The organism is Arthrobacter nitrophenolicus (genome assembly GCF_000332815.1).
GTDB classification, from domain to species: Bacteria; Actinomycetota; Actinomycetes; order Actinomycetales; family Micrococcaceae; genus Arthrobacter; species Arthrobacter nitrophenolicus.
In genome coordinates, this window is the sequence record NZ_AOFD01000028.1 from 37,547 (window position 1) to 52,799 (window position 15,253).

The following is a 15,253-nucleotide window of genomic DNA, read 5'->3' on the forward strand; positions in this document are numbered from 1 at the left end:
CGCTGCTTGGCCAGGGCGATTTCTTCTTTTTGGCGTTCCGCGAGGAGCGAGCGTTCGAATTCCGCGAAGGCACCCAGGACGGGAGCATGACGCTGGCTATAGGGGAGTCCTCACCGATGAAGACTACGTTCTCTTTGACGAAACTCCACCCCGCACGCCCTCACGGGTCAGACCATGGACGAGAGCACGTACGTCGACGAGGTTGCGGGCGAGCCGTCCATGCTGTGCCCCACCACGATGTCCCCGTCGCGGGCGAACTGGAGTAGTTCCGTGAGCTGTGGCCTGCTGGTGTCCCTGCCCGAGGCCTGTCGGTGAAGACCCGGTCAACCTGGCCGAGCTGGCGTTTCTCGTTCTGCTCCACCGTGCTAACGCACACGTACGCGAGCCGCTGTCCGCTCACCTGCGTCTCCAAACCTCGTCCTGTCAGGTTGAGGTCTAGGCTCAACCCAGAAGAAGGTCAATGCTTGCCGGTCGGGTTTGTCGGGGTATGTGCCCGGAGTCTGGCACTGCCAGGTCCCTGGCCATGTCAGGAACGGCGCATCCGTTCACGCCCAAAGAGAGCAACAAATCGCTTGCCCAATCCGTGAAATGGCTCGTTGATCAACCACTGCTGACACCGCTTGGGCTTCGGCACCGTCAGGATCACATCTCAAGTTTCCTAGTGAGCGGCGGTCTCTTCGCTTCGATATTCGTCGTTGTAATGCAGTCCTACCCAAGGAGAGGCGCAAAACTCTACGAGGATAGGCCCCTGCCAGCTATCGGTCTCTTCTTTTCGTCCTTCGGGCTTCCAGTCCTGGCCTAAGGTGTGGCTTCTTGTTGGCATCCTGGCTCCTACATAGTCGGATAATTTACGCTAGATCGGGCATAGTCGGTTCTGGTTGAGTACATAAGGTTCTTCCTGCACCCACATGCAACGGACCCGGTCGGGGACCAGAGCTGCACCGATGCAGCTAAAAGGCTTGGAGGCCAGCGGCAGCGTAGGCGGATCTTGCGAGGGAGCTGCTCAGGAAGTTGAAAAGTGCGGTTGCCAGGTACTTATCGGCTGTCTTATTGCATAAATATGTGGAGAACTCCGTGTACCTCTGAACGGCGGCTGGAAGCGGCCCGAGAAAGTTCACCTCGGGGACTAGCTTGAGTTCAGAGATTTGTTGCACAGCTAGAACGGCTCGTCCGTCAATTAAAGCGCTGGCTGTTGACCCTTCCTCCACAAAAGTGGCGCGGGAGTTCACTATGTCAGCTATCCCTAGGTCCTCGAGCATCCGATGGAAATAGGTCCCGCTCGGTCGCGTCCTCGAGTAGGCAACCGAGCGGCACCTTGTAAGTGCAAAGGCAAGCTCCTCAACGGTTGTGATGCTGGGAGCTTTGGCATCGGGGGCGGCAGCGACTCCGATTCCCGACCTAACGATGTGTCTTGCAGTGTGGAAGGCGTCGCTGCCCGGAGGCTCCGGGTTCCCAAGGGAACCTGAGAGACCTACAAATACAGCCGGTTTAGCCCCCGCATTGACCCTTTCCAGGAGCCTCGCCGTTGAATCGAAGACAATATATACAGGTTGTCCAGTAGCTCTGGTAAAAGCCGGCATGATCACCTCCTCTACCGGCTTCCTGAGAGCATTAGCACAGAAAAGAGACACGGTAGCGGTTACGGAACTCGGTTTCGTCGTCTCAGTGTTCACTTCAGATCAGGATTAGGAGCAAGCACGATATCAAACCGAGTGCGCGCCCATGTTGCACCGTGAAGCTCGCGACCGTCAGGAGTCGGGGCTCCCGCTGGTTGTTGCTCAAAGCGTTTGATTAGGGAACTCTTGACTCCGAAAACTGAATCGCCGGCTTCAATATAAGGGTCACCCTGGACAAAGATATGAGTAACCAAGGTGCGGTGTTCATCAGCTGTAACCATGAAATGCAGATGCGAGGCGCGCATGGGAGATCGACCTACCGCTTCCAGCATTTTCCCCACCGGCCCATCATGCGGGATTGGATACGGTGTTGGGGTCAGTCCCCAGAAGGCGTAGTGTCCGTCCTGGTCAGCGAAGAGATGGGCGCGGCCAGCAACTCGGTGATTCGTGTATTGGACGTCGTAAAAGCCGTCTTCATCGGCTTCCCAGACCTCGATTCGGGCGCCGGGAAGAGGTTTACCGCTGGTGTCTGTAACGATGCCTTCGACCCAGCAGGGCTGACCGTTTGCCCCACCGGCGATGTCGCCTCCAATCGGGATTTCGGGGGCATCCTGGACGAAGAACGGCCCAAAAACTGTAGCTTCAGTCGCGTTCTTGTGGGTTTCGTTATTTATGGCGATGGTCTGCATGGAAAGGCCTAGAACGTCAGAAAGCAAAATGAACTCTTGGCGCTTGTCATCGGTGATGTGGCCGGCGGCGGTGAGAAATTCTATGCCCGCGTTCCATTCGTCCTCCGTGAGGCGAACTTCACGTGCGAAGTTGTGTAGGTGCTGGGTGAGGGCTTGCATGAGTTGCCTCAACCGGGGGTCCTGCGCCTTCTCAAAAGAGGCAACTACTGTGTCCACGAGTTCTTGCTCTACCGCTGCCTGTTCAGGTGAAATCGGTGGGGCTACTTGACGGGTCGTCATGAGGATTCCTTAGGGGTCTTGTGAGGTTCCGTAGTGTGCTTGGAAAGATGACTTGACTCGGGAGGGATTCGGTTTGGGACCGGGTTACTGGTAGTCGTTGCTCGTAGCGGCGACCGGATAGAACCAGCTCTGGATCACCTTGTTTGTTTTTCGTGCAGGGTCCCACTCCAGTGGAGAGTCAGGTGATAGCCGTCCGCTCGAGCAAACATCCGGCGCCCCCAACCCCCTGCAAGATGCACCCAAATAATCGCCCCGTCAGCGGTCACGTCGTCTACTCGTCCGTGGAAATGGCCCTGGCCCTTTTTGTACAGGGAAACGTCGTGGCCGGGGGAGACCTCTTGCCAATCAGGTAATGCCACTTGGGATGACACTTCCTGTTGCCTGTGTCCGCTGCGGAACGAATACGCCAAGTGCGAGCTCACCGGCTTCCCGTTTCACGTGAGGATCCGCTCAGAGCATTTGGGGCGGCGGGCATTGACAGTTTGTCCGTTGCTGTCAGCTTGGGTGTCAGGAGGTAAGTCCCATCGGGCTCCGCCAGCAATAGCCCTTCATTTCGAAGTTGCTGAAGAGCATGATAAGCCGAGGAACGGTCAACCTTCAGTTCAAGGGCCATATTGGCCGCAGTGATAGGTCCAGAAGCGTTACCGGTACGGGCAAGGATGGTCTCGCGGATCAGCTCGTAGACAGACTCATCCAAGGCCCGAGTAAAACTGCCAAACTGGCCTCTGAAATACCCCAAGGGATCTCCTGCACCGGCTTCAGCCGTTTTCACCTCGGCCATAAATACAGCGTGTGTTGCCACGTCGGTGCGTGAAACGATGGTGCATTCAATCTGCGCCAACGCGTCAGAGATGAGCGGGACGTCAAGCTCGCGGGTCATCAGTTCCACGTCCCTGAACTTGTCGGGATGCCGGGTCGCGAACTGAACCGCTAACTCGGCCTGCTTATCCCCGAGGATGTTCACAGCGAAGACGCCGGCCTCGCTCACAGCATCTGTTGTGGCGAGCTGTCGATTCAGGCACACCAACAACATAGGTGGGTCCATGGAGAGGGAGCTCACAGCGCTGGCCGTTACGCCGAACTTGGTGCCGGCGTGTTGCGTCGTAATAACCGCAACCCCGCTAGTGAAATGGCTGATGACCCTACGGAAGGCAACCGGATCGACAGACTCCCGGACCGTGTGTCGGAGATGCTCATGATGGTTCCTCTCAAGCGATAAATGTGATGCAGTTCATGAATCAGCATCGTGGGCGCCCGTTAACGAGGTCGAAATGGGCGATCTGTGCCGCCGCTCACCCGGGCTATATTGTGTCTTATGTCACGCACTAGAGGCCGTTCGGCTGGTCTGATAATTCGCAGCAAACTCGCGGTGCCGCCTCTGGCGGAGCGACTGGTTATGCGGCCCCGTCTTAACCAGCTGTTCAGTCAGTTGATAAACCAGAACCGCGTGGTTTGGGTTGCCGCAACGGCAGGTTCCGGCAAAACCACGGCGATTGTTCAGGCTGCTGCCACATGGGGCGGCCCTATTGCCTGGCTCACTCTGGACGGGACAGACGCTGCCCCCGGCCGGCTTCTCATCTATCTGGAGGCGGCAATAGCAGCACACGTGCCAGACGCTGCCGGTCTGGCCAGCAGCGCGCTCGCGGCGCGTATTCCCCATCCCGAAGTGGCTGGTTTGCTGGCCGAGTCTGTAGGAGATGAAGATCTCCTGCTGGTGCTTGATGGCCTGGAGAATCTAGTTGGCGCCTACGAAGCGCTGGACGTCGTCGGGGCGGTTGTCCGTTATGCACCGGTGGGACTCAAGGTTGTCCTGCTTACTCGGGTTGATCTACCGATCGATCTAAGTGCTCAGGCTGGGGTTGATCGCGTGGCAACTATAGGTGAGGAGGACCTGGCCTTCACTCCCGAGGAAGCTGCAGGGGCACTCGTTGAAGCCGGAATAACAGACATTGACGCCTCCAGTGCCGTCGAGGCAACAGGCGGCTGGGTAACAGGGGTTCTTTTTGAGGCGTGGCACTCACGGCTGCACATTTCCGGAACCGGCGGTGAGGCTGACCCCCTACATGGCTATCTGGCTTCGCAAATCCTGGCTAAGTTGGCTCCTGAAGAACGGGAGTTCCTCATCGTTTCTTCCTTACTGGACGAAGTGACACCATCCCGGGCGGCAGCCCTGGGTCAATCCAACGCCGGCGATTTGCTGGTTAGACTGCGAAGCCACCACTTGCCTGTTTCCTGGATTTCCGGGACCTACCGCATGCGGTGCCACCCTCGATTCCGAGAATACTTGGTGACTTGTTTGGAGCGCCGGGGAAAGGCAGAAGTTCAGGCTACACGGCGCGCCTATGGGGACCTTCTAGTCACCGAGGGCCATCTTGAGGAAGCTGTCGAGCAGTTCCTGGCCGCAGAAGAGCTGGACCGAGCTGTGGATGCTGCCGAAGTGGTTATAGGCGACGTACTAGACCGACTCGATTTCGTTGTTGCCGAAAGGTGGCTCGGTTACCTCGCCCCACCTGGCAGTTCCGGGTCCCGGAGGCTGGGCCCGGCCACACTCATGCTGTCAATAGCCCGCGAGGACTACCGAAAGGGCGTGGCTATCGCCGATGATCTTCAGGCAAACGGTGTCAGGGATGACCTGGCCCGTCTTTCCCCGCGGGGTGGTGCAATCATGGCGTGGTGTTACTGGCATCTGGACCGGCTAGACGATATGCGGGCGGTGATCGACCTGGCCCCGAATAGCCCAGAGATTGATGCTGTCCGTTACCTGCTATCACTTGCCACCCGTCGGGAAGCAACCGGCGCTTACCCCGCTCCTACCCTTAGTGGTGGACCACTGGATGCTTTGGTGATGCGCGTGCACTACGCCCACGGAAGACTGAGTGAGGTCAGCAAAATGCCGGACTCCCCATGGGCTGCTGCAGTCTCCGCTCCGTGGCGAGTGGGCGCTCTTAGAGCAACAGGCCGCTTGACGGAGGCCTTGGAGCTCTATCGCTCAGCTGATGCTGGCCACTGGCGCCCGCCTGGATGCACGGCATTGTTGGTCCGGAACTGATGATCGATCTGGAGGACACAGAAGAAGCGCAACGGGTACTTGCCAAGGGCCAGGGATTGGTCAGGGCAAGCGGCTCCGTTGTGTTCGAGTGGCTGAACCGCCTCATCGAAGCCAAACTTGAGCTGCGTTTGAACCACGACCCTGTTGCTGCGCTAAATCTTCTCGAACAGGTGGAGAACGCCGGAGGGCGCCACTATGACTTCATTAGTGAGGCTTTGGATACCTGGAAGGGCCTCGCGCTTCTGCTTTCCCGGTCAGACAATGACGACGCCGTCGTGATGCTCAGACGAGCTGTTAACAGCATGACCGAGGCCAACCGCATTCTCGACCTGCCCGCTGCGGCGATATACCTAGCTGAAGCCGAATGGAGACAGGGTGACTTGACAGAATCTGATGCAGCTGCCGACCAGGCGATGGTTGCCGCCAGGCTCCAAGAATCCAACCACCAGATTCTACTGGCCCTTGCGGATTTTCAGGCAGTACTAACTCGTCGCCTGGACTCTGAAGAATTCACCGACTCACCATGGCATGAACTGGGCCAGGCCCTGATGGCCCGCGGCGTGGGAGCAGGTTGGAATCAGCATCCCGTCATTCTCTTATCCGAGTTCGGGCGGATTGCCATCTCAGTCGCTGGGCAAGAGGTAAAGCCGCGCATTGCCAAAAGTCTGAATCTACTAGCCTATCTGGCCGCAGTCCCGAGTCACCATGCTTCCCGCGAAGATCTGCTTTCGGCGCTCTTCGATGGTCAATCAGACGAGTCCGCGAGAGCCTACTTGCGCCAGGCCGCTCACCGGCTTCGGGAAGCTCTTCCTGCCGGTATCGGACCAATCTTCACCGGCAATACCTTGGCGTTCACCACTCCCGTCATTCTGGACAGCGAGTCCACCAGATTCGAGGCGTTAATCGCAAAGGCTGCACGACTCCGCGGGCAGGGAAGACTTGAAGCGCTTTTGAAGGCGCTTGCCATCGTTGACAGCGGGGAGTACCTGCCGGGGATGGATTCATCCTGGGCAACGCAGCGGCGGGAGCAATTAGAGGAGCAGGCAGCCCAAGCTCGACTTCAGGCTGCCCAAATGGCATTTACAACCCAGCAGTACCGCCAGGCCGAGCAACTTGCGGAACAAGTTGTCGCCCAAGATCCGTATAAAGAGAGCGCTTGGCGAATTCTCATGCGGATAGCCAGCGCCACAGGAAATGAGGACGGCGTCGTAGCCTCCTACCGCCGCTGCAAGGCAGCACTCCAAGAGCTGGGCATCACGCCCTCAGACTCAACCCAACAAATGTTTCAACGGCTCAGGCGTTAACTGCCGGCTATTTCGCAGCCGTTAACACCTGATACCGGATCGTTGCACCCATGGAGAACAACGCCAGCTTCGAAAGTCCGGGATCGATCTTCAAGCGCCTGCATGAGGCGTACAACAGGCACGACCACGCCGAAGCGGCTGCCTTGTACGCAATTGACGGCGAGCATGAGGACATCGCACTAAGCCATGTTGCTCGGGGACGCGATGCAGTTGCGGCGGGGCTGGCTCATTTCTTCACAGCCTTCCCTGATGCGCACTGGCACGCGCTGGATGATCTCGAAACGACGGATCGCGCTATGGGCCGCTATGTCCTCACCGCGACGTTGCAACGGGACATGGGAAACCTGAAGGCCGCTGGTCAGCGTTTGCAGCTGCGAGGCGTACACATTCTGGAAACGGCTCAAGGCTGATCCAGCGGTCGGAGGACTTCTGGGACAGCAAAACGTTCCATAACCAAATGAACACCATGAATACAGGAGCTAAAGCATGAGGACAGGAAAAGAATACCTGGAGTCTCTTCGCGACGGACGCAAAGTCTATGTCGGCGGAGAGCTCATTGAGGATGTAACGACGCATCCCAAGACAAAGGGTTATGCCCAGGCAATAGCCGAATACTACGACCTTCATCTCAAGCCGGAGAACCAGGACCTCCTGACGTTCGTCGACGAGAACGGCAAACGCGAATCGATGCACTGGTTCTTGCCGCGCTCAAAGGAAGACGTCATCAAGCGTCGTAACTACGCCGACTTCATTTTCCGGCACTTCCAGGGCGGCATCTTCACCCGACCGCCGGCAGGGATGAACGTCGTCATGTTCACCCAGGTGGACGACCAGGAACCATGGGCGGAAAACTCCAGGTTTAAGAACGGCCACCGTGACCTGTCCGGCAACATCCAGCGCCACTGGGACGAAGTCACCGCCAAGGACCTGGCGGTCTCGCCAATGTTCGTCGACGTGCAGTACGACCGGGGCCGCGATGACTCAATGGCCGAAACGCCCATGCTCAGTATCATCGAGGAAAACGATGAAGGTATCGTCGTGCGAGGCTGGAAAGCCATCGGAACCTCGATCCCGTTCGTAAACAACCTGCTGATCGGTAACCTGTGGCGGCCCGGCCAGACAGCCGAACAAACCATCTACGCCATGGTGCCGCTGGCCACACCCGGCGTGAGCGTCGTTGCCCGCGAATCCCGCGCCCAACCTGATGCGGATCCTTACGATCGTCCGTTGGCAACACTGGGAGACGAGCTCGACGGCATGGTCTATTTTGACGATGTTCTCATTACTTGGGACCAGGTGCAGCACGTCGGAAACCCGGAACACGCGAAGTGGTACCCCCAGCGGCAGTTCGACTGGGTACACCTCGAGACCCAGATCCGTCAGACAGTGCACGCAGAGCTGATGGTCGGCCTTGGCCTGCTCATCACCCAGGCTCTTGGAACCAGCAAGAACCCCGTGGTCCAGTCTCAGCTGGCAGAGCTCATCCGCTTCCGCGAGACGTGCCGGGCGTTCATGATCGCTGCAGAAGAGACGGGCTTCCACACCCCCGGTGGCCTGTATAAGCCCAACAACATCTTCATTGACTTCGGCCGGGCACACTATCTCGAGCACCAGCACGAGTTTGTCAACATGCTCATCGAGTTCTGCGGCCGCGGCATCGTTATTCAGCCCACCAAGCGCGAGCTTGATCACCCTTACATTGGACCGAAACTTCAGGAAGCCCTTCGCGGCTCCGAGATCAGCGCCCGCGATCGAATCAAGATCTTCCGTCAAATCAGTGAACGCTTCCTTACCGAATTCGGTAGCAGGCACGAGATGTTTGAAAAGTTCAACGGTACTCCGCCATACCTGATCAACATCCTCACGATGCAGCGCACCGAGTATCAGGTTGACGGACCCCTGACACAGCTGGCACGAGATGTCTTGGGCTTTGGCGATACGGCCGAGCTTGGCAGGCGAGCAGAAGAGGCCGAAAAGGCTTCGCACTACGCGAGCGTCAAGTACCAGCCCGAATACGCACGCTCCCAGGACGTGCACGACGGCTACATCGAGAACGCCGAATCAAGTGACCCTGCGGTAACCACGCCGGCCTAAAGAAACAGGCAGGACCCGGGATACCCCTTCCCGGGTCCTGCCTTACCGCTGCGCCCCCAGATCAATCCGCCTATGAGCGGGCAGTCGTGAAACGAGAACTCCCCAATGACCGATCGTTTAGTGTTTGCACATCAAACCTTAGGGCAGCGTGTCCTGTTCGGTTCCGGCCTGGCCGCAGTCAACGTGGCCGCGGAGGTGGACCGCCTAGGGGCCGACACGGTCATGGTGATCACAGGGGGACATGACAAGGATTTCGCAGCCCGCGTTGCCCACCAGGCCAAGGCAACTCTCTTGTATGACGATGTGGCGCCCCACGTTCCGCTCGAAAAAGCCGAGAAAGCCAGGGCTGCCGCGGAGGAGCATGGCGTCGATCTCGTGGTGTGCGTGGGAGGTGGCTCCGCTATCGGACTGGCCAAGGCGATTGCCCTAACATCAAGGCTGCCCATCATAGCTGTGCCCACTACCTACGCTGGCTCTGAGGCAACCAATGTATGGGGCATAACTGAAGCGTCCCACAAGACCACCGGCGTTGATGACGGCGTACTTCCCGTGTCCGTCATCTATGATGCCGAACTTACGCTCTCCCTGTCCGTCGAGCTGAGTGTCGCCTCAGGGCTGAACGCTCTGGCACACTGCGTGGATTCCTTATGGGCTCCTCGTGCTGACCCTATTAATGCAGCCATGGCCGCGGAGGGTATTCGGACCCTTTCTGCCGGCTTGTCGGCCCTGAACACTGATCCAAGAGACTTACGCGGTCGTGAGCAGACCCAGTACGGGGCCTATCTCTCAGCCGTAGCATTTTCCTCAGCCGGATCCGGCCTTCACCACAAAATCTGCCATGTGCTCGGCGGTGCTTACGATCTCCCGCATGCCCAGACCCATGCGACCGTCCTGCCGTATGTTCTTGCCTTCAATGCTCCGGCCGCGCCGGAAGCTGCCAGCCGGATCGCCACCGCGCTTGGTCACAGCGATGCTCTCGAAGGGCTAAATCAGCTTCGAAAGGTGCTTAAGGCCCCCGTTGCACTCCGTGATTACGGTCTGAAGGAGACAGATCTGGCAGAGGCAGCCGATCTAATCTTGAAAGTGATTCCGCCCTCCAACCCCCGGAATGTAACGCAACAGGACCTACTCACCCTCCTTCATGGGGCCTGGAGCGGCGCGGATTTATAGCTAGCCCACTTGACGTTTGAAGTTGCCTGCCTAGCGGCAACTTCAAACGAAGATGAGCCAAGTGCGACCTCCCGAGGGTGATCCTGCTGAGCTGCAGCGGGAGGGGACAGAACCTTCCCCGCGATATCGATGTTCCCACCGATTTTCTTAACCCTGTGGTCACCTTCGGCTAGCGCCGCTTCCAAACTGAGCCCGACAAAGCCGATGCGGTTGTTGGTCGCCGCCGCACTGTCCCGCGAATTCGCAACTAATCGGCTGGTGCGAGTGGCGACCGTCTCGTCGAGCTATACACCTTGAAGTTTGCGGAAGGACTATTCCGACTTCTCATAGATGGTCAAAGTTCCGGCTAGGTCCAAGTCGAGGGCAGACCCTCTGACACCAGCCCGAGACAGAAGAACTGCCCCGAATGCCGTACTCCAGAACGTGCGGACCTCGACAGTTAGAGGCCGTTTGTGGGACCAGTTGCGTTCGCCTATCAGCGTTTGCAGGTAGCGTTCCGACTGGCGGAATAGCAGGTGTAAGTAGTACCCAAGCGTTCCAGCGAGACCGGGATTTGCGCTTCCGGTCGCAACAGCCTGGGCGACCAGCCTCATAGACGGTAGGGCAAGAATTGTGCGGGCCATGACACTCTTGAAACCCTCAACGGTCTGCATCCGGTAACCCGCGGCCTCTAGACGCTCAGCATCATGCAGCAGTGCAAAGAATGCTGAGTGAATAAGGAGTGCATCCTTAGACCCGAAGTAGTAAGTCACCTGGTTCGGATAAACACCCGCAGCTCGTGCAATCGTACTCACGCTGACGTCGCTCAATTGATGTTTCCCGAACAACACTGCTGCCTCTTCAAGGATGCGACGTCGCGTCTGCTTTCCCTTTGCCCGCACCGGCTCGCCAGCGGCCCGACGCTTCGTCGCCGTTACCCTCGCACTCTCTGCCATCATGACGGAATTGTATCCGATACAACTAAAAGTGTAAGTTGTATAAGATACAAAAAACTTTCCAGTAGTGACTGGGGACCGACTTTGCAGGAGCCGTCGTGGACGACAACGATGTTGTAGTAACCGGACTGGGAGCCATTACCCCATTGGGCGCTGATGTGGGCTCCTTGTGGACGGGCATGATAGAAGGGCGTTCGGGGGTCCGCTCTATAAGCGATGCTCTGATACCAGGGCTGGAACTGCCCGTGACAATCGCCGCTCCAATGCCTGTATCACCTGCGGACCTCCTTGATCCTATAGAGGCCAAACGTCTGGACCGTTCGCAGCAGGCGGCACTGGTGGCCGCCCGGGAGGCGTGGTCAGATGCAGGAACTCCAGAAGTAGAGTCCTCACGCCTGGCGGTAGTGATTGGCACCGGAATCGGGGGGGTACTCACCCTTTTAGGCGAGGACCACGTCCTCCAGCGTTTCGGAGCGCGGCGCGTTTCTCCTCGTACTGTCCCGATGCTGATGACGAACGGAGCAGCTGCGGCGCTAAGCATTGAATTCGGGGCGAAGGCCGGCACTTACACTCCGGTATCAGCCTGCGCTTCAGGGGCAGAAGCCATCGCGGCTGGGGCACGTCTGATTCGGGCCGGTGAAGCGGACGTAGTGATCGCCGGCGGAACTGAGGCGGCGATTACAGCGATCACCCTGGCCGCGTTCGCGCAGATCGGTGCGCTGTCGAAACGCGGAGACCCTGAATTCGCGTCACGTCCCTTTGACCGGGACCGGGACGGCTTTGTGCTGGGCGAAGGCGCTGGGGTTATGGTCCTCGAACGCGCAGACCGCGCCAGTGCCCGGGGCAAACGAGCCCGGATTGTCCTAAATGGAGCCGGTATCACTTCCGACGCCTTCCACCTAACTAGCCCCCACCCCCAAGGCGAGGGTCAGAGCAATGCGATGAAGGCAGCTCTTCGACAGGCAGGGCTGCATGGTGGCGATATCAGACACGTCAATTGCCACGCTACGGGCACTGCTACTGGCGATCTGGCGGAAGCAAGATCAATCCGCCAAACCCTGGGGCCGAGTCCCGTTCTTACCGCCCCGAAAGCGTCCTTGGGCCACCTTGTGGGAGCAGGAGGGGCCGTTGAAGCGATTGTCACGGTCTTGAGCATGCGGAATGAACTGATACCTCCAACCCGTAACTTAGAAAATGTGTCCCCAGAGATCGACCTGGACATTGTTACCGGCAGCGCCCGTAGCGGACCAATCGAGGCGGCCATCACAAACTCTTTTGGTTTCGGAGGCCAGAATGTTTCGCTGCTCTTCACGATGCGGTAAGCATGCGGGGATAGCGTTATGGCCTCACGAACAAGACAAAATAACTGCTGCTTAGCTAAACATCGGGAGTTTAGGAAGTCGATGTACCCAGGAGCGACTGCACGGTAAGCGCGACAGCCCTTACCACCGAGGCACGACGAGCTGAATCCCGCATGATCCGTTCCCCCGAGGGATAGGAACTTCCGTGGAGGATAACAGGCGAGCAGGCGCAGAGCGTCACAATCGTAAATAGGACGTCCGCTGCGCCTGCCCGGTCTAACCCAGGAATCGCTATCAAGAGACGGTCCATTTGTCGGATCCACCAGCGTCCAGTGCAGTTGGATTCCAGTGCCCCGGGCGTGCCCTCCAGCGCCTCCCAGAGTAGGAGCCTCGCTAGGGTGTCATCCTCGCAGTATCGGTCAAAGAGTTGCCCAACAAAGTCGCTCAATGATTCAGAGCCGCGCTCTTGCAGCGGCACCTCAAGATCACGGGAGACCAGTTCACCTAGAACCGCGTAAAAAAGCCCGGCTTTGTTTCCGAAATACCGATAAATCCGCTCTTTACTGACTCCCGCACTTCTTGCTATATGATCCACGCGAGCCCCAGCGAGGCCCTTTTCGCTGAATTCACTGGTTGCTGCAGCAAGAAGCAACAACTTGGTCCGCTCAGTGTTCCACGCCATCGATTACCCTTCTTGGCATTGGCCAAATGGGGGCGCCCCTAATCCCTACACCGGGCAACCCATCATCGTGGGGCAGCGCCCACGCTGATGGGTTGAGACGTACTTCCCGAAGTTGTCATTGGACCGGCGTATCCACCGTCCCAGGTTGGTCTGGCCTCAGGTCTTGCCGCGACGCTACTCGACCAGTTTTCCAGCCGTCGATACGTCTTGCATCAACTCTGCTATTTCGTCCGGGATGGGCGGGATTGCTTCACGATCTAAGCGACCGGGCGACCATACGAAGTTAACCTGAAGCGACTCATCTTGATCCGGGAAGTCCGACCTGTTGTGGCAGCCCCGGGATTCTCGGCGTTCCAGGGCCGCTTCAAGCGTCGCGCGGGCGGCGAGCAGCGAGGACTTGAGGTCAAAAGCGTGGGCCAGATCCTGGAAACCGGCGATATCAGGGTGAATTCCAAGATGTTCAAGTCGGTCCTCAATGGAGTCCAATTCCTCCAAGCCCGCGATCAAACCTTCTTCGCTCCTCACCACGCCGGCGTGCTCTGTCATCGTGTCCCGGACGGCCCGTTGTAGGGCCCGAACGTTTTCCGATCCCTGACAGGCCAGAAGTGCGTCCACCTCGGACCGCGCTTCTACGATCGCCTCGAGAGACCGGCGTTGTGATTCAAGTTGGTTAGAGTACTTAGCGGCCGCTTCGCCCACGATCCGTCCGAATACCAGTAGCTCGATAAGGGAGTTACCACCCAGTCGGTTAGCACCGTGAAGTCCACTGGCTGCCTCCCCGATCGCGTACAGGCCGTCAACGTCCGTTCCATGGTCTTCTGGTCGAACCCATACCCCACCCATGGAGTAGTGAGCCGTAGGGGCTATCTCAATAGGGTCCTTGGTGATATCAAGCATTTGGACGTCGAGTAAGGTCTGGTAGACCCTGGGCAGGCGCTCCATGATGACTGCGCGGGGGAGATGGGACACGTCCAGCCAGACACCGCCGTTTGCGGTTCCGCGGCCCTCCTTTATTTCTGTGTATGCAGCTAGCGCCACGCGGTCGCGGGTGGAGAGTTCCATCCGCTCGGCGTCGTAGCGCTCCATGAACCGTTCTCCCCGGGCGTTACGGAGGATTCCACCCTCACCGCGGGCTGCTTCGGAAACGAGCGTTCCGGCGGCGCTTTCTGGCTCGATGATTCCGGACGGGTGGAACTGAACCAGTTCGGGGTCCCGGATCCTTCCCCCGGCCTCGACGGCGAGGCGGAAGGAATCGCCGGTGTTTTCGTCTCGGCGAGATGATGACCGCCGCCAGATCCGGTTGTGGCCCCCTGCCGCCAGAATCACAGCGTCGGCGTGGATGACGTAACGGGTACCGTCTTCGAGATCAAACCCGTAGGCCCCGAAGATGGTGTTCTCCCGGACAAGCAACTTGGTGATGTAGATGGTGTCCAAAATGGACACACGCAATTGTTCGGCCCGCCGAATCAATGTCCGTTGTATTTCAAGACCCGTGTAGTCCCCAGCGAAAGCAGTCCGCCGAAATTTGTGGGCCCCGAAGAACCGCTGTGAGATTGCACCGTTCTCTTCGCGGGCGAAGTTCATGCCGTAACGTTCCAGATCACCTATTCCGCGCTCTGCTCCTTCAGCGACGATTTGAACCGTTAACGGATTCGCCAGAAGGTAACTTTCCCGGATCGTATCAGCGGCGTGTTGCTGCCAGGTGTCTTCCGGGTCCATCGTTGCCAAGGCAGCGTTGATTCCGCCAGCAGCCAGCGAGGTATGTGCGTCAGCCTTCGGGCGCTTGCCCACCGCAATGACATCTACTCCTCGCTCGGCGAGTTCGATAGCGGCACGGAGCCCTGAGCCGCCAGTCCCGATGACAAGGACAGCGGTAGTTATTCTCTTCTCTTGGATATTCATGTTTCCTCCGGGGATGTGATGAACCGTTACTACCTGGGTTGAGTTCGATGGGTCCCCTGCACGCCGTGCTCTCTCGGGCATACGGAAGGCGGTTTAAGGTCGCGCCGAGGTATGAATTAATTCACGATTTTGCTTATTGGCGAGGCTGCGGCCAGCAGGATTCGCTGACCGCAGCTTCGTGCGTCCCAATCATCGACACGAGGCCGATGCATTTTGGTTGGCACCTGCTGTC

Annotated in this window: 13 protein-coding genes; 7 read left to right on the forward strand and 6 right to left on the reverse strand. The window is 58.4% G+C overall.

All coding sequences use genetic code 11. From position 1 onward, the window contains the following. The first annotated feature begins 174 nt into the window (after positions 1-174). Complete coding sequence (locus G205_RS24195; RefSeq protein WP_012623559.1) at positions 175-315, forward strand: hypothetical protein; 141 nt, start codon at positions 175-177, stop codon at positions 313-315. Between the two features lie 635 nt (positions 316-950). Here the strand turns inward: G205_RS24195 and G205_RS21125 are convergent. The 3 genes from G205_RS21125 to G205_RS11570 all read right to left on the reverse strand — a co-directional run bounded on the left by G205_RS21125 (position 951) and on the right by G205_RS11570 (position 3,722). Continuing rightward, a complete protein-coding gene (locus G205_RS21125; protein WP_157672522.1) occupies positions 951-1,673 on the reverse strand; it encodes a substrate-binding domain-containing protein in 723 nt (240 codons plus the stop codon). Then, positions 1,670-2,584, reverse strand: a complete 915-nt coding sequence (locus tag G205_RS11565; RefSeq protein WP_009358122.1) for an intradiol ring-cleavage dioxygenase — start codon at positions 2,582-2,584, stop codon at positions 1,670-1,672. Before G205_RS11565 ends, G205_RS21125 begins: the two co-directional genes overlap by 4 nt. A 418-nt stretch (positions 2,585-3,002) precedes the next feature. After that, on the reverse strand, positions 3,003-3,722 hold the full coding sequence (locus G205_RS11570; RefSeq protein ID WP_083875054.1) for a flavin reductase: 720 nt from the start codon (positions 3,720-3,722) through the stop codon (positions 3,003-3,005). Positions 3,723-3,980: 258 nt separating this feature from the next. Between G205_RS11570 and G205_RS11575 the strand changes: the two genes are divergently transcribed. The 5 genes from G205_RS11575 (at position 3,981) to G205_RS11595 (ending at position 10,201) form a co-directional block, all read left to right on the forward strand. Next, complete coding sequence (locus G205_RS11575; RefSeq protein ID WP_035752844.1) at positions 3,981-5,633, forward strand: winged helix-turn-helix domain-containing protein; 1,653 nt, start codon at positions 3,981-3,983, stop codon at positions 5,631-5,633. Continuing rightward, entirely contained in the window at positions 5,606-6,937 is a 1,332-nt protein-coding gene (locus G205_RS11580) for an AfsR/SARP family transcriptional regulator (RefSeq protein ID WP_083875055.1), read from the forward strand. The genes G205_RS11575 and G205_RS11580 overlap by 28 nt, the downstream gene beginning before the upstream one ends. 50 nt (positions 6,938-6,987) lie before the next feature. After that, positions 6,988-7,347: an ester cyclase gene (locus tag G205_RS11585; protein ID WP_009358124.1), complete on the forward strand. Its 360-nt coding sequence runs from the start codon at positions 6,988-6,990 to the stop codon at positions 7,345-7,347. A 76-nt stretch (positions 7,348-7,423) separates the two neighbouring features. Then, the gene (locus G205_RS11590; RefSeq protein ID WP_009358125.1) at positions 7,424-9,031 is read left to right on the forward strand and encodes a 4-hydroxyphenylacetate 3-hydroxylase family protein; all 1,608 of its coding nucleotides are present in this window, start codon (positions 7,424-7,426) and stop codon (positions 9,029-9,031) included. 105 nt (positions 9,032-9,136) lie between these two features. Continuing rightward, positions 9,137-10,201: a maleylacetate reductase gene (locus G205_RS11595; protein WP_009358126.1), complete on the forward strand. Its 1,065-nt coding sequence runs from the start codon at positions 9,137-9,139 to the stop codon at positions 10,199-10,201. A 311-nt stretch (positions 10,202-10,512) separates the two neighbouring features. Here the strand turns inward: G205_RS11595 and G205_RS11600 are convergent, their stop codons facing one another. Continuing rightward, positions 10,513-11,139 carry a TetR/AcrR family transcriptional regulator gene (locus tag G205_RS11600; RefSeq protein WP_009358127.1) on the reverse strand — a complete coding sequence of 209 codons (627 nt, stop codon included), beginning with the start codon at positions 11,137-11,139 and terminating at the stop codon, positions 10,513-10,515. A 95-nt stretch (positions 11,140-11,234) separates the two neighbouring features. Between G205_RS11600 and G205_RS11605 the strand changes: the two genes are divergently transcribed. Further along, on the forward strand, positions 11,235-12,458 hold the full coding sequence (locus tag G205_RS11605; RefSeq protein WP_012623565.1) for a beta-ketoacyl-[acyl-carrier-protein] synthase family protein: 1,224 nt from the start codon (positions 11,235-11,237) through the stop codon (positions 12,456-12,458). Positions 12,459-12,528: 70 nt separating this feature from the next. Here the strand turns inward: G205_RS11605 and G205_RS11610 are convergent, their stop codons facing one another. Next, positions 12,529-13,119: a TetR/AcrR family transcriptional regulator gene (locus tag G205_RS11610; RefSeq protein WP_009358129.1), complete on the reverse strand. Its 591-nt coding sequence runs from the start codon at positions 13,117-13,119 to the stop codon at positions 12,529-12,531. A 174-nt stretch (positions 13,120-13,293) separates the two neighbouring features. Next, positions 13,294-15,021, reverse strand: coding sequence for an FAD-binding protein (locus G205_RS11615; protein WP_009358130.1), 1,728 nt, complete (start codon positions 15,019-15,021; stop codon positions 13,294-13,296). Positions 15,022-15,253: the final 232 nt, after the last annotated feature.